The sequence below is a fragment of the Bacteroides acidifaciens genome (genome assembly GCF_024623065.1).
Classification (GTDB): Bacteria; Bacteroidota; Bacteroidia; order Bacteroidales; family Bacteroidaceae; genus Bacteroides; species Bacteroides acidifaciens.
The window spans coordinates 53,940-77,830 of sequence record NZ_JANJZR010000006.1; the positions used below are offsets into that span (position 1 = coordinate 53,940).

The following is a 23,891-nucleotide window of genomic DNA, read 5'->3' on the forward strand; positions in this document are numbered from 1 at the left end:
AGGAGGAGGGACGAGTGGGTTAAATGGTTATTGTCTTCTCTTTTTATTTGAGTTTCTTTTTCAAGAAATCCAGTGCCTTTTCCGCAGCTTTCTCTGTGACTTTCTGCTTGATAGAGTCTTTGTTGGCAGTAGCGGCAGAATCCAGACCCAGTTTCTGACCGAGTTTGCTGATAGCCTCATCGGCTACGGCTTCAACAGCCTGGTTGGCCATGCTTTTAGTATCTACGCTGACTTTCGGAGAGGTGAACGAACCTCCGATTTTCAAATCAAGCGTCATTAACTTAGAGATATTGCCTACGGATGCGGGCAGTTTCACTTTACCGGAATAGTCGATGGTTTGATCGAGTCCTGTGCTGCCGGAAAGATTCAGGTTGTAGTCTCCCATCTTGATATCAAACGGTTTGGTTTCTACGCGGCCGTCTTTGATGGTGAAATCCAATGTCATGTCTTTCACTTTCATGTCTTTCAGACTGGGTTGCTTCACAGCATCGGCTATCTGGTCGATTGCTTTTACTCCGCTTAAACTAAGGTCGCGGGTGGAAAGGCTACCGTCACCCTGCATCGTATTCAGTACGGGGCTCATGGTTGCATCCAAATCTGTCAGGACATTGATGCTTCCGGAGAAATTACCTTTCAGGTTTTCGAAGATAGGAGCCATTTTCTGCACCATATCCAGTTCTTTGTAAGCTTGTGCGAAACCGATATTGGAGAGCTTGAATCCGGCTTTCAGTTCCGGTTTCTTCACGTTCGCGGTAGAGTAATAGCCGTTCATCACTACATTACCACCCATGGTGTTCATGGAAAGGTTTTTCATATCCACTTTGCCATCTTTTACAACAAGTTTGCCATTCATATTATTGAAAGACATCTTGTCGAATAACACCTGTTTCAGGTTAGCGTCCATTTGGAAGTCGATGTTACGGGGAACTTCAACAATACTTGTGGCGGCTGTAGCTACAGAGTCGGTGGACGCAGCTTCTGATGTGGAGGCTTCATCGGCAGAAGCGGTGATGAAGTCGTTCAGATTAAAGTAGTTGGAACGGATATTCAGGTTTCCTTTCAATGTGCTACCTTTCAATACATAACCGATGTAGTTTTCAAACCGGCTGTCGGCAGTAATATCGTTCTTTCCGACGTTGACGGTTGTTTCACTCAACTGGAGGTATTTCGGAGTGAAGGTGAAGAGAGACTTTTTAATCTCTACATCCGGCATATCTTTCATTTTGAGTTTCATGCCCGTCAGTCCGATAGTACCCGAAGCTTGTATACGTTCGTATTCTTCTTTTTCGATAGATGAGAGGCGTCCCGACATTTGCATATCGGCATCAATGGTGCCGTTCAACTCCATCTCTTCAAGCGGATATACCTGCTTAATCATGCCCAAGTTAAGAATACCTTTTGCTTCGGCTTTAAAGTCTGGGTCGCTGATTGGAGTTTTCACGTTGGCGGTCAGACTGAATGGATTGTTAGCCAGACGGAAGCTGAACGGATTAATATCAACGGTAGTCAGGTCAATATTTCCACCCGGATTCTGAACGTTAGTACTGATGTTGATTTGATCTACTCCTGCCGGTAAAGCCGGATAGCGGAACATGGCATTCTTGACTTGCATGTCAATATTGAATGCCGGAACGGTGTCTCCTTGCAGGATACCTTTGGCCGTTGCGGTAAGCGTTGCAGTTCCGTCTGTTTTCAGGCTGGAGAATTCTGTGGCGTAAATAGCAGGAATCAACGAAAGAATTTCCTTGAAACCGATATCATTCGTATTAAGTTTCAAGTCCATGTCGATAGCCGGGTCTTTCAAGGCTACCCAGCCGTCGATGCCGGCTTGGATGGCGTTAAGACGAATCGTATTATCCTTCAATGTATATTTGTTGTTGGCAAGGTCGGCATCTACATCCATCTTTGCGGAGATATTGGTGTTTGCCAGAAAAGGAATCCCGTTCATCTTGTAGGTGAGTGATTTGGTTTCCGCTTCCAGTTTCAGGGTAGTACGTTCGCTTCCTAAGTCTCCTGCGCAGATAGCATTGAAGTCGCGGATATCAGCATACATTTTTCCTTGTTGGTCATCATAGACCAGATTCATGTTTTTGATAACAAAGCGTTGCAGCTTGACTTTGAAAGGAGAAGATTCTTCTTCCTCAGCAACAGGTGTTTCGTCGGTCACGGACATGTCCGGTTTCATAATATCCCAATTGACTTGCCCGTCCGGCAATACAATGGCGTGCAGCTTGGTGTCTTCAATGAAGATTTTGGAAATATCATAGCCGCTATCTCCGAAAAGCGAGAATAGATTAATGGCGGCAGTAACTTCTCCGGCTTGTACAAGGGTATCGTTAGCGAATTCTCCTGTACCTTTCAGCCAGAAATCTTCGAGAGTGACAGAAGCCTGCGGGAAGTTACGGAACAGGCTAATGTTGAGTTTCTTAAAGTCAAATTGAGCGTTGAGCATCTTGTTGCCTTCTGTCTTTACGATATCGGCTATCTTACCCTGGAAGGCAAAAGGAAGAAGGAGCATCAGAATGATAATTACTCCTACGGTGATAGCTGCGATTTTCAAACCTTTTTTCATTTACTTCTATTTTAAGAGTCTGACAAGTTATGGAGGGCAAAACTAATAATTTTTTTTGATAAACAGGGATAAAAGGTTGATAAATTCCTAGTTAATAAGGATTAAGAACTTAGTTTTATTATTTCTCTTTTTTCTTTCTCAACTCTTCTGCAATTCTCCATTGTAACGCAGCTTCCACTTCTTTTCCGGCTTTTAACAGAGCATCTCCAAAAAGTTCATGTGCGCCGGCATGCTCCGGTTTCAGGCTTGTCGCTTTATCCAGGTCGGCGATGGCGCCTTCTGTATTTTCTGTTTTTAGTCGGAGTTTCCCCCGGTTGTAGACAGCTTTGAAGTTTGCCGGATGAAGATTTACAGCCGTATTGAAGCAGTTCTCCGCGTCAAAGTACTCTTTGCTGTTGAAGAGCGTGATACCTTTTCGTATCCAGGCATCTATGTAGTTCGGGTCGAGGCTGAGTGCCTTGTCATAGTTGGCAAGGGCGGCACGTGCGTCGTGTGCCTGAGTGATACACTCGTTTCCCATTAACAGATACTCGTGTGCGTATTGGCGCAGACGTTCCTGCTGTTCTTTCATCTGTTCCTTGAGTTTTTTGTTCTGTTCTTTCAGTGTATTGATAATGCCGAGTTTACGGCGGATCAAACGACGGGGAACAGGTTTCTCAATATCGTAGCGGGAATGGATGGCACGGAAAAACTGTTCCAGACACTCTTCCATATCCCCTTTGTCGAAGGCACGTGCGGCTGCGGCATATTGCACATCGGCTTGTGCCTGTTTCAGTGCCTTGTCGATGGCTTGGCGGTTGTTGAAGCGTCCGGCAAAGTTTACAATCTCTGGACGGACGAAAACATCTGCCCTGTTAATCGGTTTCTTGAGCTGGATGCCGTCCAGTGAGGTACAACGGCTAAGTGCTACGTATGCTTGTCCTCCAGCAAATACACCGCCGGTGAAGTCGATGACTACCCGGCTGAAAGTCAGTCCCTGACTTTTATGAACAGTGATGGCCCATGCTAACCGGATGGGGTATTGGGTGAAGCTGCCTAATACTTCTTCTTCTATTTCTTTTGTTTTTTCGTTATAGTGGTAGCGGATATTTCGCCATGATTCCAGTTTTACGTCACATTCTTTTCCATCGTCGGTGATGACGTAGATGGTTTCTTCTTCCTCGTCAATTCCGGCAATGACACCAATCGTACCGTTTACCCAACGACGGTCGAAATCATTCTTGATAAAGATAATCTGTGCACCGGGCTTTAGTACAAGCTCTTGTGAAGTAGGCAGACTGCTTTCCGGAAAATCTCCTTCGATAACCCCTTCAAAAGTAATCGGTTCTCCCGGAAGTTCGGTCAGTTTCTTTTCATTGATTGAATCTACCGTATCCCTTCGGGTAGCAAGCGTGATGTACATATCCGCTTCCGATTCTTCAATCAGGCTTCCGTAGCGGGTGTTAAGTAGTTGCAGGTCTGCAGCTCCGACTGTATTGGTGCGGATATGGTCAAGGACATTGACGAATACAGGGTCTGTCTGTCGATATACTTTTTGAAGTTCGATAGAGACGAGGTCTATTTGTCCGAACACTCTGGCAGAGAAAAAGTAGGGAGTGGGATAGAATCGGTTCAATATTTCCCGCTCATCGTTCTTCACGACAGGTTCCAATTGGAAGACATCGCCTACCAATAACAACTGTTTTCCACCGAAAGGTTCACGCAAGTTATGGGAATATACGCGCAAAATACGGTCGATGGCATCAATAATATCCGCCCGTACCATAGAGATTTCGTCGATAATGACCAGTTCTATCTGTTCCAGCAACTTACGATGTGGCTTGGTGTATTTGAAGAACTCATGAATACGGCTACGTTGGAGGCTTAAATTAGGATCATCCGGCAATAGCGGATAGAAAGGTAGTTTAAAGAAACTGTGCATGGTGCTTCCCCCGGCATTGATGGCGGCAATACCCGTCGGAGCAAGTACGACATGCTTTTTCTTGGTATGCTCGCAGACATAACGCAGGAATGTAGATTTTCCCGTACCGGCTTTTCCTGTCAGAAAGACCGACTGGCGGGTATATTGAATCAGATTCAGTGCATCCTGAAACTCAGCGTTGTTAGTGTCTACGCTCATCATATAATAATATGCAAATTTGTTGATGTGCTAATTGCCAATACGTTGTGTCATGAAATCGCGGGATAATAGTTTTGGGCGCATTGGTAAATCGGCACATTAATTAAATGATTCCGAAATGTTTCATCGCTTTGCTGATTCCGTCCTCGTCAATGGGAGCCGTAACGTAATCGGCAGCGGTTTTCACGTCTTCCTTAGCCTGTCCCATAGCAACCCCGATGGCTGCGTGGCGAAGCATACTGATGTCGTTTCCTCCGTCTCCGAATGACATCGTTTCTTCCAGTTTAATATCGAAGTAACGGATGATTTCATCTATTCCTTTCTGCTTGGTGTCTCCTTTTGCCGTAATATCTGCAAAGGCAGGATACCAGCGTCCGATTTCGCAGGTAGGGATGGATGGGCAGATTTCTTTTTCTTCTTCCTCCGTGATAAAAGGAGTCATCTGTATAATTTCCTTGCCTGTTGCCTCTTCAAAAGATATAGTAGGAATGACATCCACATGCAGAAAATCGTAGAATATTTTTTTCACCATATCATCAGGTTGGCAGACAGAAATATGATGTTCTTCTACGAAAATGCAGGGAACACCTTTCTTCTCGCAAAAAGCTGCCATTGCTTTCACTTCTTCCTGTGGTATGGCACTTTTGTAAATCACCTGTTCACCGACAAAGCAATAGGCTCCGTTCATCGTTATATATCCATCGATAAGATTCCGGTCCTGCAATTCGGAAAGATTGTTGATAATGGTTTTCGGGCGTCCGGTAGCGATAAATATCTTCATTCCTTTAGCGTGGGCGGCTTCCAGTGCCTCAATGGTAGAAGTCGGGATGCGGTGAGTTTCAAAACTGACCAGCGTTCCGTCTATATCAAAAAATAGTGCTTTCGTCATAAATTCCTTTTTGAATTGAGTACAAATGTACTACTTTTGTCTCACATAACATAAAAACATCATGCAGTATGAACTATAATTTTGATGAAATAATAAACCGTAACGGTACAGATTCCGTAAAATGGGACGGAGTGGAAAGCCGTTGGGGACGCAACGACTTGATTCCGATGTGGGTAGCTGATATGGATTTCCGTACGGCTCCTTTTGTGATAGACGCTTTGAAAAAACGCCTGGAGCATGAAGTGCTCGGATATACTTTTGCCTGCAGAGAATGGTCGGAATCCATAATCAACTGGTTACAGGCACGCCACGGGTGGACAGTAAGTGAGGAGATGCTGACATTCACTCCCGGCATTGTCCGTGGATTGGCTTTTGCTATCCACTGCTTTACGCAGAAAGGTGATAAAGTAATGGTCATGCCTCCTGTTTATCATCCTTTCTTTTTGGTAACACAGAAGAATGAGCGTGAAGTCGTATTCAGTTCGTTAGTGCTGAAAGACGGACAATATTATATTGATTTTGACCGTTTCCGCCAAGATATTCAGGGCTGCAAACTGCTTATTTTAAGTAATCCCCATAACCCGGGTGGACGTGTATGGACGAAAGAGGAACTTTCTCAAATAGCTGATATCTGTTATGAAAGCGGTACATTAATCATCTCGGACGAGATTCATGCCGACTTGACCTTACCTCCTTATAAACATCCTACTTTTGCTTTGATTTCGGAAAAAGCACGGATGAATTCGCTCGTCTTTATGTCTCCGAGCAAAGCATTCAATATGCCGGGATTGGCGAGTTCTTATGCAATCATTGAAAATGACGAACTTCGTCACCGTTTCCAGACATATATGGAAGCCAGTGAATTCAATGAAGGGCATCTGTTTGCGTATCTTAGTGTGGCGGCTGCTTACAGTCATGGTACTGAATGGCTTGAACAAGTACTTGCTTATATCAAGGAAAATGTAGACTTCACCGAAAACTATCTGAAAGAACATATTCCTACTATCAAGATGATTCGTCCGCAAGCTTCCTACCTTATCTTTTTGGATTGCCGTGAATTAGGACTAAATCAGGAAGAACTGAACCGCCTTTTCATAGAAGATGCTCATTTGGCATTGAACGATGGAGCAACATTTGGCAAGGAAGGCGAAGGCTTCATGCGGTTGAATATTGCTTGTCCGCGTGCTACGTTGGAATGTGCGTTGAAGCAGTTGGAGCAGGCAGTAATAAGTTTAGAGTAACCCTTTGGAATGGGATTATTACATTGGAATGATTCTCACTGAAATGAGTAATGATTTTCAATGAGGGTGTCTGGTGAATAAAAACAAATCATGTGAGGAATAATCCTTCCCTTTGTGAAAGAGTATCCCAAAAAGGAAGTGCTTTTGTTTGTGAGAATGGCAGAAAGAGATTATCTTTGTTTCTGTCATTTACAGAGTACTCATTTCTTTAAAGCATAAAGTAATGGAAAAATATTTATTTCCGGATAGAAAGCGCATTCCCTATGGTATGATGAACTTCGCATTAATTCGTCGTGAAGACTATTATTATGTCGACAAAACCCATTTCATACCTCTGATAGAACAGGCAGACCGTTTCTTTTTCTTCATCCGCCCCCGACGTTTCGGCAAAAGCCTGACGCTGAATGTGCTACAACATTATTATGATGTGCGTACTAAAGACAAATTCGATGAACTCTTCGGAGACTTATATATAGGTAAGTATCCCACGCGTGACCGTAATAGTTATCTGGTGCTTTATCTCAATTTCTCCGGCATTGTCGGCGAACTGAGTAACTACCGTGAAGGACTGGATGCACATTGCCAAATCTGTTTTGATTATTTCTGCGAAGTCTATGCCGACCTTCTGCCGCAAGGTATCAAAGAAAGGCTGGACGAAAAGGATGGGGCAGTCAATCAGCTCGACTTTCTTTATCATGAGTGTGAGCGTGCCGGTCGAGATATTTATCTGTTTATTGATGAGTACGACCATTTCACCAACGCCATACTTGCCGACCCCGAAAGTTTGCACCGCTATACCAATGAAACACATGGTGAAGGTTACCTCCGCGCCTTCTTCAATAAGATTAAGGCAGGAACCTATTCCAGCATCAAACGCTGTTTCATAACGGGCGTAAGCCCTGTAACAATGGATGATTTGACTAGTGGGTTCAATATCGGTACTAATTATTCACTTACATCCGAATTTAACGAAATGATGGGGTTCACTGAAGAGGAAGTGCGCGAAATGCTGACTTACTATTCAACAAACAGTCCTTTCAAGCATACTGTAGATGAACTGATAGGAATAATGAAGCCGTGGTATGACAACTATTGTTTTGCGCAGGAATGTTACGGTGATACCACGATGTATAACTCTAATATGGTGCTCTATTTTGTTAAGAACTATATTATGAGTGGTAGGGCGCCACGGGATATGGTAGAAGATAATATCCGTATCGATTATGAAAAATTGCGTATGCTTATCCGTAAGGACAAGGAGTTTGCACATGATGCTTCTGTCGTCCAGACTTTAGTAAGTCAAGGCTATATCACAGGAGAACTGAAGAAAGGCTTCCCTGCTGTCAGCATCACTAATCCGGACAACTTTGTGAGTTTGCTCTATTATTTCGGTATGCTCACTATCAGCGGAATACATAAAGGAAAGACCAAGCTGACCATCCCTAACCAAGTGGTTCAGGAACAACTCTATACCTATCTGCTGAATACATACAATGACGCAGATCTAAGTTTCAGCAGTTATGAGAAGAACGAACTTGCCAGTCGACTTGCTTACGATGGCGAATGGAAAGCCTATTTCGGCTACATTGCCGACTGCCTGAAACGTTACGCTTCCCAACGTGACAAACAGAAAGGTGAATTTTTCGTCCATGGCTTCACCCTTGCCATGACAGCGCAGAACCGCTTTTACCGTCCTATCTCCGAGCAAGATACGCAAGCAGGCTATGTTGATATATTCCTATGTCCCTTGTTGGATATCTATTCCGACATGACGCATAGTTATATTATAGAATTGAAGTATGCAAAATACAAGGACTCTGAAAGCCGTGTGGATGAATTGCGGCAGGAAGCTATCGAACAAGCTAACCGCTATGCAGAAACGGAGACTGTGAAACGAGCTGTTGGCACTACGAAATTGCACAAGATTGTGGTAGTGTATAAAGGGATGGATATGCCGGTATGTGAAGAAGTGTAAGGCAATACTAGAAACGATTTCGCAAAATCTTTCTCATATTCTCATAAAGAATCGCATTTGGCTGATAATTAGATGTATAGACTATGAGAATTAAAATGTTTACATGCATTTCTCATAGTTTATAGCTATAAAATGCCTTTAAAGAAGGTATTTCTCATACTCTATTTCGCATTTCTCATGCTGCATATTATGCTTGTCTTTGTTTCAAGAAACTAATATGTAGAAGGCAATATAACCGTAGTTTGTATGTTAAGTCGGTAGATAACATATCTTTCGCAACTGGTATTATTGTTTTTTCCTGCCTTTATCGGTATTATTCCACTCTAGTGAACAGACCGTTGCACTTGAGTGAATAGACTTGTGCACTAGAGTGCATAAGCTTGTTCACTAGAGTGAAACGATAGAGATGTCTTATTGAGAATCTATTGATTATAGTAGTATAATCTTTGATTGCCAGCTAGTTATAATGAAAATGAACGGTGGCTTTATTGCAGTTCATTAAGCGTTAATGATTAGACTATGATGACATGTGATAATAAAGCCAAATGGACAGAACCAATCTTTCCTACTTCTTGTTTCTTATTTGTGGCAAGGGTAGTTATTATTATATAGGTATGTAAATATCTGAAATATTTTTCAGTTTCAACATAAAACAGACTGTCGTCACTTTTAATATTATTTTTGCCGCTCAAATTTTAAAAAGCTGTACGCAGTAAAAGAGAAGTCGGTAAGTTAAACCGGGAGCTCAGACAGATACAGGGTGATTTGGACAACTATATCGCAACACTGGAAGCGCGCCGGAAGCCTTACACCGTTTCGGACATCATTATGAGGTCACACCTGCGCACATGGCACAGAGAGCTGATCTTGGAAAGGCGCGGCTGCACGCAGATGGGACAGGTGTGGGGCATCCCCTTGTCCGCTACGAAACGCTACCTCAGGTTCACGGCCCAAAAGTACGCCCCCGCCATCAAGAGGCTGAAAGAGGGCGGACTCTCTACGGCAGCGGTTGCCGCCGAATTCGGGCTGAACCCGGAAACTTTCCGCAAGTACCTGCACGAGCACGAGCCGGAACTGTCCGCCACGCTCGGTATGACCAGGCTGGAGAATGGGAGGACAGCGCTGCGTCGCAGTACGGAGAAATATGCCGAGGCTGTGCGGCTGAGGAAGCCGCACGTACAGCTATGGGTGGAGATACAACAACCCGGACAGACTAAAAAGTATACAGAAGATTGCACTACATACCGTAATGTACTAAATAAGACATGAGGCTGTCTGAAAAGTCGGTTTTAGACAGCCTCATGAAACTTTACTTTCTATGTGTAGCAGAAATCAAATAAGGGGATAGATACTTACTCTTGTATAAAATCTACCGGAATCAACCGTACTTCACTATTCAAACCGGAAGGCATAGGAGCCCAATGTCCATAATCAGCCGGACGATATTTTAAATCTACAATATTGATTTCCTTGAATTTGCGCCACTGCACTCCCTGTCTGTCCAATTCTGCGATCCGATTCGCAGGGAGGTTAGTGACTTCTATCTCGATGTGGTTTTTTCCAGGTTTCAGGAATTGCCCTACCTTAAGCTGATAAGGCACTGCCCATACACAGCCTGCTTCCTGTCCGTTGATTCGGACACGGGCACTTTCGCGTACGTCTCCCAAGTCAAGAATCCAGTTGTCAGCTTTCAGAGCCGGCAACTCAATATCCAAAGAATACACGCCGGTTCCCATATTTGTTTGGGCTGCCGGATGATCTATGTTTGTCCATGAACATGGACGGTCTATATCAAATGTACCCTGAATCTCCGGTTTACTTTCAGCAAAGTGCAATTTCCAGCCATGGTCCAGGCAAAGACTAAAGGGTTGTTCTTTTACATACTTCCACGGCTTGGATGCTTGTAAAGGTTGTCGGTATGTTTGCAGGATGATAGACTCGCCCGATTTTAATTGCAGATAGACTTGTGTCTTCCCGTCTACCTGACGCACTTTCGCTTCTCCACATTCTCCGGTCATGGGGTTAAAGAGAGCGGCTGTTTTGGCATTTGTACCTAAAGTAATCCAGCCATCTACTCCTTTGTTCTGCAGTGAAGAGATGAAGTAATGATGTCCTGTGTCATTGACTCTCCGAATGGTCTGCAACCCGAATTTTGTTTTCATTTCTTCCGCAGGGATATGGCAACAGGCCAATGTACGTGCATAATCCGTTCCGGTGATAATTTTACCTTTCCCAATCGGAGTGACGGTTGTTTCTGAAAACGATACGGCAGGCAGATTCTTCAAAGTCTGTTGATAACTTTTCCGTTTCTGTTCCAACTGACCATATCCCGGTACATCCGTCGGATAGTTTTCGAGGAATACAATGGTAGCTCCTTGCTTGGCCAGTTCATAAAGATGTGCCAGCACATCACTCGGCATCAAGTGCGCGGCAGGTACTACTAATGCTTTATAACCCGTTCCGCCCGATGTAACCAACTGTCCGTCCTTGAAACGGGTGCTGCGGATGAAGTTGTCAGAGATATAATCCCCGTCATATCCGCTGTTATTAATACGATGGATAGCATTGATAAATTTGGGAGCGAGTTTATCCATGTGGTGGATGGTGAACAGTAACAATCGTCCCGGTTGCTCGCTCCACATGTCATAGACCGGAAGATAAATCAGGAAATCATTATCCGGCCGTCCCATTTGCAGAAAACTCTGACAACGGGTGATATAATTGAAGAACGAAGGAGCGTCACGCCAAATACTGTTCGTCGGGCTCATATTGATAGACGCATAGAACAGCCATCCGGGCCATTCGGCTTCTTTCGGAGAGTAAGGCGTCCCGTGGAAGAACATATGATTGACACCGGAAACGAACATCAAGTCCATATCCGGTTTGCATTGCGACAGGGAAGTGCGGAAATGTTCCGTCAGCCATGTAAATGTTTCGGAAGAAGTATACGTTTTTCCTGCAATATGAGCTGCCGAGGAGGCATATTTCAGCATAGACAGGTCCGAATCATTCTTCTTGGTCAGCGAATCCTGACGCAATCCTTCGATATGGAACTGCGACAGTCCGAAGCCTTCACATTCGGGAATATCTACGGCTGCGTAAATATCAATCAGATTGCCGGGCGAACCATGTGCTTGGTTGCGGGTGATACTACCGTTTTTGTGTGCCCAGTCTGTCCATTGACAGGTGAAGTTTTCCAATAACAAGTCGGAAATCGTCTCCCGGTAATCGGACACGATACGTTTGCTGACTTCCGGACGGCTTTCATCCAGAAATTCAGGGAAATGCTCTTCCAGCTTATATCCCCGTCTGCGAGCGAACTGTTCCAGAAAATCATCCGTCCAGTCTGCTTGATAAACTTCGTATGAATCGTTGAAGAAAGTATGCGGATAGCTTGTCTTGCTACTCTTGAATGCACGGTCAAAGCGGGAAAGATAGTTCTTGACAGCTTTCTTTGACAGGTGGTTCATCACATATCCTTCTCCTCCCGGAGCTGCCCGTTTCACTTTCTGCCGTGTCTTTCCGATGTAAAGAACGATCACTTTCCATTTGCCGGCAGGTGCTTTCCATTGCAGCTTGTCTTTTTTTACGTGAGCAGTCAGGTTGATACATTTGCCTTTCTCATCGTATGCCATCACCCGGCTTAATACGGAATATGGCTGTTGTTTAGGGTCAGTCACGTTGATATCTTGTTCAATCTCTTTGCCGCCCTCTATTTCGTATGTCTGGAAGATAGCCTTGGTAGCCGCCTCTTCGATACTGACTTCAGGTCCGCCAAAAGGCCATCCGGTTCCGGTATTCATATCAATCTCCATACTCGTACGTTTTCCTTCCGCTTGTGTATGTTTAAGTATTTCCATCCAGCGGGGAGAAAGGAACTGAATTTCATTCGCGTCATTGCCTTGTACGCCATAGATAGGAGTAATTTCTACCGCTCCCATACCGGCACGTGCGTATTCTTCCAGATTATATGTCAGGTTCTTTTCGTCTACGGCACTTCCCAGCCACCACCATCTGGCTCCGGGACGTGCTTCCATCGGAGTGTCCGGCCATTGTTGTGCTTGCATTACTCCACCTGTGGCGAGCAGGCAAAGAACTATCCATTGTCTTTTATTCATTATTCTTTCGGTGTGTTATAGTATTCTATGTTTTCTGCGTCATCAGTTACAAAAAGCGGTCGTCCGTCCGGTTGTTCAAAATGGAAGCGGATACCGTCGAAAGTGATGTTCCGTGCATGGCGGACGTAAAATCCTTTAGCGGGAATAGTGCCGAACATCCAGGGTTCGGGATATACTTTCTCCTGTTCGGGCGGAATACGTTTGCCATCCTCTTCGCTATATCCTCCTTTATAATAGAGGTGGATATTTCGAAAAGTGACGTCCTCAATACATGCACCCGGCACTCCGCTGATGATGGAGGCATAACGGCTGTCGGCATCCCAAACGTTGATGTCGCTGATAAGGATACGTTTCATGGTGCCTACAGGCGTACTTTCCGGACTGCGCATACGTGCGCCCAGTCTTAGAAAGATAGGAGCATTGACGATATTCCTCATCGTGATATTGCTGATAACAATATCTTCCAGATGTCCTCCGTCTACGGTTTCCAATGCCAGCCCCCTGCAATGCTCAAAGATACAATTGGTAATCGCAATATTACGGAAGCCTCCGCTGCTTTCTGTTCCCAGTTTGATGCGTCCGGTGCGGTAACCATGATCGGGGGCTTGCGGCTCATCCAGTTGCCAGGTGCCATCCAATACACTTCCTTTATCATAACCGCTTACATAACAATCACTGATCGTCACATTTTCCGTATCCTGGAAACGTCCTAAACCGTAGGATGCTTTCAATACAATGGCATCATCCCAGGGTGAGTTCACCGTGCATTGGCTGATACGTACATTCCGGCAACAATCAATATCGAATCCATCCCGGTTGGTATCTACTTTCAGATTCAAGATAGTCAGATGATCTACTCCTGTGGCAAGCAGGGCGAAATGTCCGCAATGCAGCATGGATAAATCTTTCAGAGTCACATTTCTACACTCCCTCAGGCTGATAGCCTTGTTGCCTACACCCGGCAGACGGCTTTCTTCGCGGGTCAGCCCTTTACCGTAGATAAGTCCGGGCCCACTGATCGTTATGTTCTCCAGCCCGATTCCCCAAATTAAAGAATTCTTCCAGTGGCTGTGTCCGAAATCCTGATATTTGTTATGTTCATTTGGTTCGGCACTATCATATCCTTCTTCTTTTCCGGGAAAGGCGGCAAGAATACATGTACCTTGCTCCAGATACAAATGAATGTTACTTTTTAACCGGATAGAATAACAGGCATATTCTCCGGCTGGTAAGTAAACCGTACCTCCTCCGGCTTTTGCAGCTGCTTCAATTGCACGATTAATAGCAGGAGAATCGATGGTTTTTCCATCCGCTTTGGCTCCAAAGTCCTTAACGTTATAGATTGCTGCCTGCATATACAGGCAACCGGCGAGTAGGCTGAGTAGTAGATATATTCTTTTCATCTTTGTATGGATTTAAGCTAAATGGAGATACTACTAGTTACCATTTTTACTATGTTTAGATTCATCAATCTTTGCAAAAAGATCCGGCAACATAAAATAATTATAATCTGCTTGTGCATTTTGCTCGTAGAAACAGAAATAAAGTTTACTGTTTGCCGCGAGCGGGCAGCGCCCTACGAGGACCGGACGATCTGTTCGTTTCCCCGATTCGTAAAGCAAGAGGGGAGTCTTGTCCTGGCGGCCGTTACTCAAACGGATATCTTCAGTGGGAGTGACTGCCTGCAAGGTGCGGAGTTTCATACTTTCACCATAATAGCAGGTGAAGGCTTGCCCTTCTACACTGAACACGTTTATATCCATGTCCGGCTGACAGTCTCCGAAACTCCAGAATAAGTTGTCTGCCTGCTGCAAGGAGGTGACTGCTACTTCGAGAATAAAGCCGCGGCTATCGGGCAGGGCTTTCCATTGGAAATGGATCCCTTCTACTTTTTCTTTAGGCTTCAGCCAGTGGCTTTCATTTCCCTTCGATATTCCCAGCCGGAAAGTACCGGCAGGCGGAGTCAGGGATTGTGCCTGTACATTAATGAGCAAGATTCCCAGCAGTACGGTGGTCAGGAGTTGTTTCAGCATAGTTGAAGTGGATATTACTTTGTTCATTTTCATTTAGTTCAATAGCTTTTTTGTCTTTCATATCCAATGTTATTTCAGACAAATTGAAGTTTTTTGTATAGCAGATTTTCCCCGGTTTATGGGTCTGCGCTTCGATGGCATAAAGATAGAAATTTTCCAGACGCAACGAGTCATTCCAGCCGGAAGCAGAGATAAATTCATCTACATTTTCTGCTTTGATCTTCGATACATACACATTGCGAAAGTGTGGATAACCTTTTTCGGGTGGTGTTACCGGAGTCAGCATAACTCTCCAATGTTCCGGAATATCTTTCCCTTCATACTCTTTAGGTAATACACTGTAACTATAACTGGGATTCCAGTTCAGATCCGCAGCCAGTACGTGGCGGACTTTTTCTGCTTTTACATCGGTCATATAGATATTTTCGACCGTTCCTCCACGGTTCATGGCACTCTTTAACCGTAGTACAGCCGAGGTGCCGACTGCTTGAAGGTTGTATCCCAATATATTCCGTATGCTGCCGGAGGTTTCGCTGCCACAGGTGATGAGACCTGCACCTTTGCGGGCTATACAGTTGCGTATTACTATATTCTTCGTAGGGAGATTGACACGCAATCCGTCTGCGTCGCGTCCCGATTTGATACAAATATTATCATCATTGCAATCGACGTCGCAGTTTTCAATCAGAATATTAGTGGACGAGTCGATGTCGATACCATCCGTACTGGGGCCGTGTCCTCCCAAGTTATTATTGATGACCAGTCCGTCTATGGTGCAGTTATTGGAATAAAGAACCTGGCATCCCCAAAAGCCTGTCCGCATCAGGGTGAATCCTTTAAGAGTAACGTCCGAACTGCGTTCCACGAGAATACCCCGTACACGTTTACAGTCGTAATCCACAATCCAACGCAACCCTTTCTTTTCATATTCTTTCCGCATTTCCCAGTATTTATCCCAGAATACTTTGCCCCGACAATCCAGCGTTCCCTCTCCACTGACGGCAGCGTTCTTTTCGTTGACAATGTTGATCACTGCTGACGGCCATGTCATTTCAATACCTGCAATTCGCGAGCGGAATTCGGGATAATGATGAATGTGAGGACTAGCCAGTAGAGTCACTCCTTTATCCAGTTGCAGGTTGACACCGCTTTTTACAAACAATGCTCCTGTCTGATAATATCCCGGTTGCAGGATGACCGTGCCTCCACCGGAGACGGAGCAACTGTCGATTGCTTTCTGGATAGCCTCCGTGCTGAGCACTGTGCTGTCTGCTACTGCGCCAAAAGAGTTGGCGGATAAGATAAGACTGTTTCCGGGCATTTGCCGGCTTCCTACACTGTCAGCCCATGACAAATCCGGTTGTTGCGGTACTTGCCCCCATTCGAAGCTGTTGCTTCCTGCTTGTTTGGCTGGAGTACATGCTATAAAAAACGACCCCGCAACGAGTAGGGGAAGGATGTTTTTACTTTTCATATAGGTCAATATTGGGATTCTTTAATTTCCGTCCGGTTTCTCTATTTCTGTGAAAGGTGATTCGTTCCAATGGAATGTATTCACGTCATCCGGGTGTGCCGGGTCGTATGCCGGATCTATTTTCAAGTGTTTGGCTAACTCGGGTGCGGCTTTCTTCATACCTTCAATCACACACTGGGCTATCTGGTAAGCGCCATAAGGGTTAAAGTGGGTATTGTCTTCAAAAGCCTTGGTCTGTCCGGGATAAGTCCCTGCCGGATAGTGTACGAAGGCGCGTTTGGATGTTTCCGTGCCTAACGCTTCATATAATGTCCGAGTCATTTCGTTGAGGTCAATCAACGGCACATTCTCTTTGGCGGCCAGCCAACGCATAGCTTCCGGATAATCTTCGTGTGTGTCGCGGATATGTCCGGTCGCGTCAAAGCTCCGGCGTTGGGTGGGAGTAACCAGTACGGGGTGTGCTCCACGTGCCCGTGCTTCGTCGATGAAGGTTTTCAGACTGGTCATAAAAGAGTAGTAAGCTCCTTTTCCAGGACCTTTCTGCTTCTGATCGTTATGTCCGAACTCCATGAAGAGATAATCGCCTTTCTTCATCTGGTTCAATGCTTTTTTCAAACGTCCTGCTCCGATAAAAGTATTGGCCGATTCACCGGATTCCGCATAATTGGCAATGCAAACATCTGTTCCGAAGAAATGAGGAATCATTTGTCCCCAGCTAGCCCAAGGCTCGTTGTCCTGGTCGACTACTGTACTGTTACCGCACAGAAAGACTGTGATAACCGACGGATCGGCAGGTTCGATACGGATACTTTGACATACAGGTGCATCTCCATTAAATTCCAATGTCAGTTTATCATCCCAGTTCAGTTTCGCTTTCTCACGGGGTTTGATTCGTACATATTCTTTTTCGGAGATACGAGGGTTACGCTTATTGATGATAAATGTTTCGTCTACGAATTGTCCTTTTTTAGTTGGCAGGTTTTCAACAAACAGCCGGCGTGACTCACCTCTTACGATGGTCACTCCTGCCTGTTTTTTATTTCCCAGGCGTACGGTAACTTTGTAATTTCCGTCCGGAACACGGACAGAGAAGAAGAAAGGTGATTTACTCCCTTTCTCGGGCGTGGCGGTGAGATCGTATCCGTATCCCGTCTCCTCGCTATATCGGGGGGCGTCCGACAGTTGGTAGGTTCGGACTTTTTCTTGGGCATTGACGGTCATTGCAGTCAAGAGTAGTAAGCCTATGATAGTGGTTTTCATTATAAGTAATATGAATGTATATTAATTTATGTAATCCGTGCCTGATAATTTCCTTTTTAGTTAATTTTCGGTTTGAGCTCGTCCGGTGAATCTTTGGTATAAGATTTCACATCTCCTGCTACTTTGGTGAACAATGCTTGTATCACTTCCGGGGTAATAGTTGCTGACGGGCGGAAAGCATCCGAATTCATATAATCCAGGATTGCTTTGTGCATTTGTCGGGCAACGATTCGTTTCTCCGGTTGAGAAGTGATATCCATACTGGTCATCATCAGTTTACCGTTCAATACGTTTGCTTCAAACAACATTCCGATTTTCCGGCTGATGAACCAGGTATCGATGCTTTGAACGGTTGGCTGGAATTCTGCCGGGAAGTCGGTAAATTGCATCACCTGGGCTTTATTCAATAATTCCCACCATTGCAGGTTACTATGAAATTCCGTAGGAAATTCACGGAAAAGAGGATGATATTCATTCAGGAAAATACCGGTTGTGTGCGGCGGGCGCATTTTGAACCAGGAAGTATTCCAGAATACCGGAGTAAAGTATTGTTTGACTTCTTTGCCGTATTGAATCTTTCCAGCTGCCGTAATCAAAACGTTGCCGCCTTCCTGCAATACCGATAAAGCTTTGGCATCCAGTGTATCCGTGGTATATACCTCACCCTGTGTCAGTTCCACTTGTGCAGGATATACCCAGAAATCCCAGTCATTGACGGCATCGCTGCCCTCGATACGTACTTCCAGATTAAGTTTCTGCGGAGTATCGATCCCCTTCAGGCTCATATCCACACTACCTAGTGCACAAAGGTTTCCAATAGGAATCGTTTGTGTGCCGACAGCTCCTTTGGCATACACCTTTCCGAACTTGTCTTTGATGGTATAGCTGGTTTTTGCTCCTTGCAGAGGGGCTGCACCAAAGTGGGAAACTTCGATGTCGGCATGGAATGTTTCATCATTGGTATATACAAACTTCGGAATACGGGCTAAGGGCACAGTCGGGCTGCAAAAACGTCTGAATTGTTCTGCGTTGATATATCCTTTCTCTTCAAAAAATACATCCAGTACGCCGACCAATGCCGTTCCCTGACCCGAATAATCGTTGAGAGCCAGCAATTGGAAACCTGCATAATCGGGAGTGCGCAATGTTTTTTCAATCTCATGCTTATAACAAAGTGCCTGCAGTTTGCCCGACGCCATCATAAAATCATAACTTTGGCTTCCCATGTGGTTATCATTCAGAATATCCCTGAATATCTCAAAGTTCTTCGCCTTGTTGACTCCGGTATATTTGCGGATTTCGTTAAAGTTCGGGAATACGCACCATTGACCTGTTTCATGTGATACATACGGTTGTTTCACGGTGTCTATCCTCGCACGATAATCCGATTTACTTTCCGGTCGTGCACCTGCCCAACTCAAACCGCGTGCTCCGGCTTTCACATGGTATTCATTGTGAGGTTGCCATTGCCAGCTGTTTCCAACAGAAGCTCCCGTATATACACGACGTGGATCTGTCGCTTTCCAATAATCGACAAACTTGCTCACCCATGCCACCCAGCGTCCGGAAGGTTCGTTACCACAAGCCAGCATACAGTAAGATGCATAATTTCCGTATTCTTTAGTCAGGGCAATTGTTTCGTCCATCAGATATTTGTCGATTGGCTGTCCGTTACCCAGTCTTGGTCCGTGATTCGGCCAACTCGGACCTTCCGGTTGCAGATAGAAACCGACCAGATCGGCTGCGATAAAAGCAGCTTCCGGTGGGCAGAAAGAATGAAAACGCATGTGATTCAAACCATAGTTGCGGCAAATGCGGAACACCCGCTCCCAGGAAGCTACATCCATCGGGGCATAACCGGTCAATGGGAAATCACAGTTTTCCACTGTGCCGCGAAGCATTGTTTTGCGACCATTGACGTAGAACCATTTTCCTTCTATCTTGAAATCGCGCATTCCAAATTGTACCTGTTTGATGTCGGCCTGTTTACCGTTGGTCAGTTTTGCTGTCAGTTTATACAGTGCTGGATTGAACTCATCCCATGTGAGGAAATTTTTTCCCATAGGAAGCTCCATCTCTATCGCATTGTCTCCCGGACGGATACGGAAGCTTTGCTGAACAGGAGCTACTTTGTGTTGAGTGTCCGCATTGAAACTTTCGGCAGAAAGTGTAATATCTCCTTTGGTGGAAGAGGCAGACTGTATGTTCATGCGTACCAGTGCTTTCTGATTGCGTAAATCAGGGTATATCTGGATGTCTTCAAAATGAACTTTAGGAGTGGCCTGTAATTCAATTCGTCCTACAATTCCGTTCCAGTTACCTTGGGTCTGGTCGGTGATGCTGTGAGAGTCGGGACCTACATTGATTTCTTTGATGCGGTTGTCGATGCGAATAGTAATCAGGCAGGTTTTGCCGGGAGTAACAGCCGAAGTCAGATCATACACATGAGGAACACAAAGACTGTTCTGCATACCGAGCTTCTGTTGATTGACCCATACGGTCGTTTCGATGTGCGGGCGTTCCAGGAAAAGAGTGATTCTTTCTCCTCTCCAGTTGGAAGGTATTGTAACTTTCTTTTGATACCAGGCTACCCCTACGTAATGTTTGTCGGGAGTCAGGAAAAAGGGAAGTTTCACTTGCCCTTCTATTCTATATTTCTCCATGTATGGATTGAAATAGTAAGAGCTGTCGTACAAGCTTCCGGTCCACCGGGTGCGGGCGGTTACTTCATCTCCTTTCAGCTTTTCGGGCATGGAGCCGGGGAGATTAATCTGATCATCAAGGCTTTTTTTAAACCATTGTTCCTTGGTGCCGATATCTTCCCGGTCTATCTGGAAATTCCATTTACCGGATAAACTGAAAGAATGGTTTTGCCCCGTTGCGGTCAGTATAGAGGCAAATACGATGGCAATACTTACTAAAAGTTGTTTCATGATATATAGAATTGATATGTTTTTCATCTCTATTATAAAATCTGCCGCTAAAGTAGAGCTTTTTAAGGGTTTAGTAAATAGAAAGATGTACAGATACATAGAATATTGTATCAAAATGTACTTATGGGGCGGGTGGTGTACAAAACTACATGGATTTGAAATATTATCCATGCTCTTTATTTTTGAGGAGGTTGGGAGATACCTTATCTTTGCGGGGTAAACTTTTTAATCTTAAAAGGAAACATGAAAAAAGTAGTTGTTTGGATGGCTCTAAGTCTTTGCTCGGTAATGACAATCTTTGCCGGTGAGACTGCTTATCTCTTTTCTTATTTCATCAATGGCAGTAAAGATGGATTGCATTTAGCTTATAGTTATGACGGGTTGAACTGGATGCCTTTGAATGGCGGACGCTCTTATCTGACACCTTCCGTCGGTAAAGATAAATTGATGCGTGACCCGAGTATTTGCCAGGCTCCGGACGGAACTTTCCACATGGTCTGGACTTCCAGTTGGACCGACCGGATTATCGGTTATGCTTCTTCCCGTGATTTGATTCATTGGAGTGAACAACAGGCTATTCCGGTGATGATGCATGAGCCGACTGCCCATAATTGTTGGGCACCTGAACTCTTTTATGACGAGCCTTCGCAAACTTACTATATCTTTTGGGCAACTACCATCCCCGGTCGTCACAAGGAAATACCTACCAGCGAAAGCGAGAAGGGATTGAACCATCGTATTTATTATGTGACAACAAAGGATTTCCGCACTTTCTCAAAGACAAAGATGTTCTTCAACCCTGATTTCAGTGTGATTGACGCTGCTATTGTGAAAGATCCGAAGGTGGGAGACCTAATAATGATAGTCAAGAATGAGAACTCCAATCCGCCGGAAAAGAATTTGCGCGTTACGCGTACAAAAAAGATAGAAAAAGGATTCCCGGCCAAAGTATCGGCGCCTATTACAGGAAAGTATTGGGCGGAAGGACCTGCTCCTCTTTTTGTCGGTGATACGCTTTATGTTTACTTCGATAAATACCGTGATCATCGTTATGGTGCCGTTCGCTCTTTAGATCATGGCGAAACATGGGAAGATGTGTCCGACCAAGTCTCTTTCCCGCGAGGCATTCGTCATGGAACGGCATTTGCGGTAGACGCTTCCGTAGTGGAAGCATTGAAAGAGAATTCCTGGTTTAATGACAAAGATCTGACACGGACAGGCGTCTACTATTATCCTGAACACTGGAATGAAAGCCAGTGGGAACGTGACTTCAAGAAAATGCATGACTTGGGATTTGAATTTACTCATTTTGCCGAATTTGCGTGGGCGCAACTGGAGCCGGAAGAAGGACGCTATGATTTTACCTGGCTCGACAGAGCCGTAGCGTTAGCTGCCAAATATGATTTGAAAGTGATAATGTGTACGTCTACTGCCACTCCTCCTGTATGGATGAGCCGGAAATATCCTGAAATTCTGTTGAAGAATGAAGATGGAACGGTGCTTGATCACGGAGCCCGTCAGCATGCTTCATTTGCTTCTCCTCTTTACAGAGAGTTATCTTATAAGATGATTGAAAAACTGGCGCAGCACTATGGTAACGATCCTCGTGTTATCGGATGGCAACTTGATAACGAACCTGCCGTACAGTTTGACTATAATCCGAAAGCGGAACTTGCTTTCCGTGATTTTCTTCGTTCCAAATATAATAATGACATTCAACTTTTAAATAATGCATGGGGAACTGCTTTTTGGAGTGAGGCTTATTCTTCTTTTGATGAAATAACGCTTCCCAAGCGTGTACAGATGTTTATGAACCATCATCAGATTTTGGATTACCGTCGGTTTGCAGCAACGCAAACCAATGATTTTCTGAATGAGCAATGCCTGCTAATCAAGAAATATGCAAAGAACCAATGGGTAACAACCAATTATATACCGAATTATGATGAAGGACATATTGGTGGTAGTCCTGCGTTGGATTTCCAAAGTTATACCCGTTACATGGTATATGGAGATAATGAGGGAATCGGTCGTCGGGGCTATCGTGTTGGTAATCCATTGCGTATTGCTTGGGCGAATGATTTTTTCCGTCCGATACAGGGAACGTATGGTGTAATGGAACTGCAACCGGGACAAGTGAACTGGGGCAGTATCAATCCCCAGCCCCTTCCGGGAGCTGTCCGCTTGTGGTTGTGGAGTGTCTTTGCCGGCGGAAGTGATTTTATCTGTACCTACCGCTATCGTCAACCGCTCTATGGGACAGAACAATATCATTATGGAATAGTGGGAACAGACGGAGTGACTGTTACCCCCGGTGGAAAAGAGTATGAAACTTTTATAAAAGAGATTCGTGAACTTCGTAAGCATTATGCTCCCCGTGAGGCGAAGCCTGCTGATTACCTGGCACGTCGTACAGCTATTCTTTTCAATCCTGAAAACTCTTGGAGCATTGAGCGACAGAAACAAAACCGGACTTGGGATACTTTTGCGCATATTGAAAAGTATTACCGTACCTTAAAATCATTCGGAGCCCCCGTCGATTTTATTTCAGAAGCCAAGAACTTATCCGATTACCCGGTCGTTATCGCCCCGGCCTATCAATTAGCTGATAAAGAACTGGTAGACAAATGGACTGCTTATGTGAAGAATGGCGGAAATCTCGTCCTGACCTGTCGAACGGCACAGAAAGACCGTTATGGTCGTCTGCCGGAAGCCCCTTTCGGCTCTATGATTACCCCGCTGACCGGAAACGAAATGAATTTCTATGACTTGCTTCTTCCCGAAGATCCCGGCACTGTTGTTATGAACGGAAAAGAGTATGCCTGGAATACATGGGGAGAAATCCTGAATCCCCCGACCGATGCACAAGTATGGGCGACATATACCAATGAATTTTACGAAGGAAGCCCCGCTGTGACTTTCCGTAAATTGGGAAAAGGAACGATTACTTATGTTGGAGTGGACAGCCACAACGGTGTGTTGGAAAAAGATATATTGAAAAAACTATATGCACAGCTAAATATCCCGGTAATGGATTTGCCTTATGGCGTGACAATGGAATACCGCAATGGCTTTGGAATTGTTCTGAACTATTCAGACCGGCCTTATACTTTCGATTTGCCGAAAGGCAGTAAAGTATTGATAGGAACCCCGGAAATTCCTACGGCAGGCGTATTGGTCTTTTCAATATGAATATAGAATAGCATCTAATTCTAATCTATAAGATTATTGCCATTCATCGCTTCCACCTGATTCTTGAAATGCCGATGAATAAGGC

13 protein-coding genes are annotated in these 23,891 nt (G+C 44.8%); 4 read left to right on the top strand and 9 right to left on the bottom strand.

Annotated elements, in window-relative coordinates; genetic code table 11:
• Nucleotides 1-43: 43 nt before the first annotated feature.
• The 3 genes from NSB03_RS02940 to NSB03_RS02950 all read right to left on the bottom strand — a co-directional run bounded on the left by NSB03_RS02940 (nucleotide 44) and on the right by NSB03_RS02950 (nucleotide 5,580).
• Nucleotides 44-2,572, bottom strand: coding sequence for an AsmA family protein (locus NSB03_RS02940; protein WP_024986422.1), 2,529 nt, complete (start codon nucleotides 2,570-2,572; stop codon nucleotides 44-46).
• A gap of 118 nt (nucleotides 2,573-2,690) precedes the next feature.
• Nucleotides 2,691-4,691 (bottom strand): AAA family ATPase, encoded by a 2,001-nt coding sequence (locus NSB03_RS02945; RefSeq protein ID WP_217937979.1) that lies wholly within the window; start codon nucleotides 4,689-4,691, stop codon nucleotides 2,691-2,693.
• A gap of 103 nt (nucleotides 4,692-4,794) precedes the next feature.
• Nucleotides 4,795-5,580 (bottom strand): Cof-type HAD-IIB family hydrolase, encoded by a 786-nt coding sequence (locus NSB03_RS02950; RefSeq protein WP_024986423.1) that lies wholly within the window; start codon nucleotides 5,578-5,580, stop codon nucleotides 4,795-4,797.
• 68 nt (nucleotides 5,581-5,648) lie between these two features.
• On the opposite strand from NSB03_RS02950, the gene NSB03_RS02955 reads away from it, so the two are divergent.
• The 3 genes from NSB03_RS02955 (at nucleotide 5,649) to NSB03_RS02965 (ending at nucleotide 10,065) form a co-directional block, all read left to right on the top strand.
• Nucleotides 5,649-6,821, top strand: coding sequence for a MalY/PatB family protein (locus NSB03_RS02955; RefSeq protein ID WP_024986424.1), 1,173 nt, complete (start codon nucleotides 5,649-5,651; stop codon nucleotides 6,819-6,821).
• A 223-nt stretch (nucleotides 6,822-7,044) separates the two neighbouring features.
• On the top strand, nucleotides 7,045-8,796 hold the full coding sequence (locus NSB03_RS02960; protein ID WP_024986425.1) for an AAA family ATPase: 1,752 nt from the start codon (nucleotides 7,045-7,047) through the stop codon (nucleotides 8,794-8,796).
• Between the two features lie 765 nt (nucleotides 8,797-9,561).
• Complete coding sequence (locus NSB03_RS02965; RefSeq protein ID WP_024986426.1) at nucleotides 9,562-10,065, top strand: helix-turn-helix domain-containing protein; 504 nt, start codon at nucleotides 9,562-9,564, stop codon at nucleotides 10,063-10,065.
• Nucleotides 10,066-10,148: 83 nt separating this feature from the next.
• On the opposite strand, the gene NSB03_RS02970 is transcribed toward NSB03_RS02965, so the two are convergent.
• Genes NSB03_RS02970 through NSB03_RS02995 form a run of 6 tightly spaced genes read right to left on the bottom strand, consistent with a single transcriptional unit; the run spans nucleotide 10,149 to nucleotide 20,614 of the window.
• Nucleotides 10,149-12,914: an alpha-L-rhamnosidase gene (locus tag NSB03_RS02970; protein WP_257466200.1), complete on the bottom strand. Its 2,766-nt coding sequence runs from the start codon at nucleotides 12,912-12,914 to the stop codon at nucleotides 10,149-10,151.
• Nucleotides 12,914-14,317, bottom strand: coding sequence for a rhamnogalacturonidase (locus tag NSB03_RS02975; protein ID WP_257466201.1), 1,404 nt, complete (start codon nucleotides 14,315-14,317; stop codon nucleotides 12,914-12,916). Before NSB03_RS02975 ends, NSB03_RS02970 begins: the two co-directional genes overlap by 1 nt.
• 33 nt (nucleotides 14,318-14,350) lie before the next feature.
• Nucleotides 14,351-14,947 (bottom strand): DUF4450 domain-containing protein, encoded by a 597-nt coding sequence (locus NSB03_RS02980; RefSeq protein ID WP_128824236.1) that lies wholly within the window; start codon nucleotides 14,945-14,947, stop codon nucleotides 14,351-14,353.
• A complete protein-coding gene (locus tag NSB03_RS02985; RefSeq protein ID WP_024986428.1) occupies nucleotides 14,898-16,421 on the bottom strand; it encodes a glycoside hydrolase family 28 protein in 1,524 nt (507 codons plus the stop codon). The genes NSB03_RS02980 and NSB03_RS02985 overlap by 50 nt, the downstream gene beginning before the upstream one ends.
• Nucleotides 16,422-16,442: 21 nt before the next feature.
• Nucleotides 16,443-17,681, bottom strand: a complete 1,239-nt coding sequence (locus tag NSB03_RS02990; protein ID WP_257466202.1) for a rhamnogalacturonan acetylesterase — start codon at nucleotides 17,679-17,681, stop codon at nucleotides 16,443-16,445.
• A 56-nt stretch (nucleotides 17,682-17,737) separates the two neighbouring features.
• Nucleotides 17,738-20,614 carry an exo-beta-1,4-galactosidase gene (locus tag NSB03_RS02995; protein ID WP_024986429.1) on the bottom strand — a complete coding sequence of 959 codons (2,877 nt, stop codon included), beginning with the start codon at nucleotides 20,612-20,614 and terminating at the stop codon, nucleotides 17,738-17,740.
• A gap of 288 nt (nucleotides 20,615-20,902) precedes the next feature.
• Between NSB03_RS02995 and NSB03_RS03000 the strand changes: the two genes are divergently transcribed.
• Entirely contained in the window at nucleotides 20,903-23,806 is a 2,904-nt protein-coding gene (locus NSB03_RS03000) for a beta-galactosidase (protein WP_503596548.1), read from the top strand.
• Nucleotides 23,807-23,891: the final 85 nt, after the last annotated feature.

Bases quoted from the DNA above. Each gene is read 5' to 3' on its own strand.
- NSB03_RS02940 (WP_024986422.1), bottom strand. From the start codon at position 2,572: ATGAAAAAAGGTTTGAAAATCGCAGCTATCACCGTAGGAGTAATTATC.
- NSB03_RS02945 (WP_217937979.1), bottom strand. From the start codon at position 4,691: ATGAGCGTAGACACTAACAACGCTGAGTTTCAGGATGCACTGAATCTG.
- NSB03_RS02950 (WP_024986423.1), bottom strand. From the start codon at position 5,580: ATGACGAAAGCACTATTTTTTGATATAGACGGAACGCTGGTCAGTTTT.
- NSB03_RS02955 (WP_024986424.1), top strand. From the start codon at position 5,649: ATGAACTATAATTTTGATGAAATAATAAACCGTAACGGTACAGATTCC.
- NSB03_RS02960 (WP_024986425.1), top strand. From the start codon at position 7,045: ATGGAAAAATATTTATTTCCGGATAGAAAGCGCATTCCCTATGGTATG.
- NSB03_RS02970 (WP_257466200.1), bottom strand. From the start codon at position 12,914: ATGAATAAAAGACAATGGATAGTTCTTTGCCTGCTCGCCACAGGTGGA.
- NSB03_RS02975 (WP_257466201.1), bottom strand. From the start codon at position 14,317: ATGAAAAGAATATATCTACTACTCAGCCTACTCGCCGGTTGCCTGTAT.
- NSB03_RS02980 (WP_128824236.1), bottom strand. From the start codon at position 14,947: ATGCTGAAACAACTCCTGACCACCGTACTGCTGGGAATCTTGCTCATT.
- NSB03_RS02985 (WP_024986428.1), bottom strand. From the start codon at position 16,421: ATGAAAAGTAAAAACATCCTTCCCCTACTCGTTGCGGGGTCGTTTTTT.
- NSB03_RS02990 (WP_257466202.1), bottom strand. From the start codon at position 17,681: ATGAAAACCACTATCATAGGCTTACTACTCTTGACTGCAATGACCGTC.
- NSB03_RS02995 (WP_024986429.1), bottom strand. From the start codon at position 20,614: ATGAAACAACTTTTAGTAAGTATTGCCATCGTATTTGCCTCTATACTG.
- NSB03_RS03000 (WP_503596548.1), top strand. From the start codon at position 20,903: ATGACAATCTTTGCCGGTGAGACTGCTTATCTCTTTTCTTATTTCATC.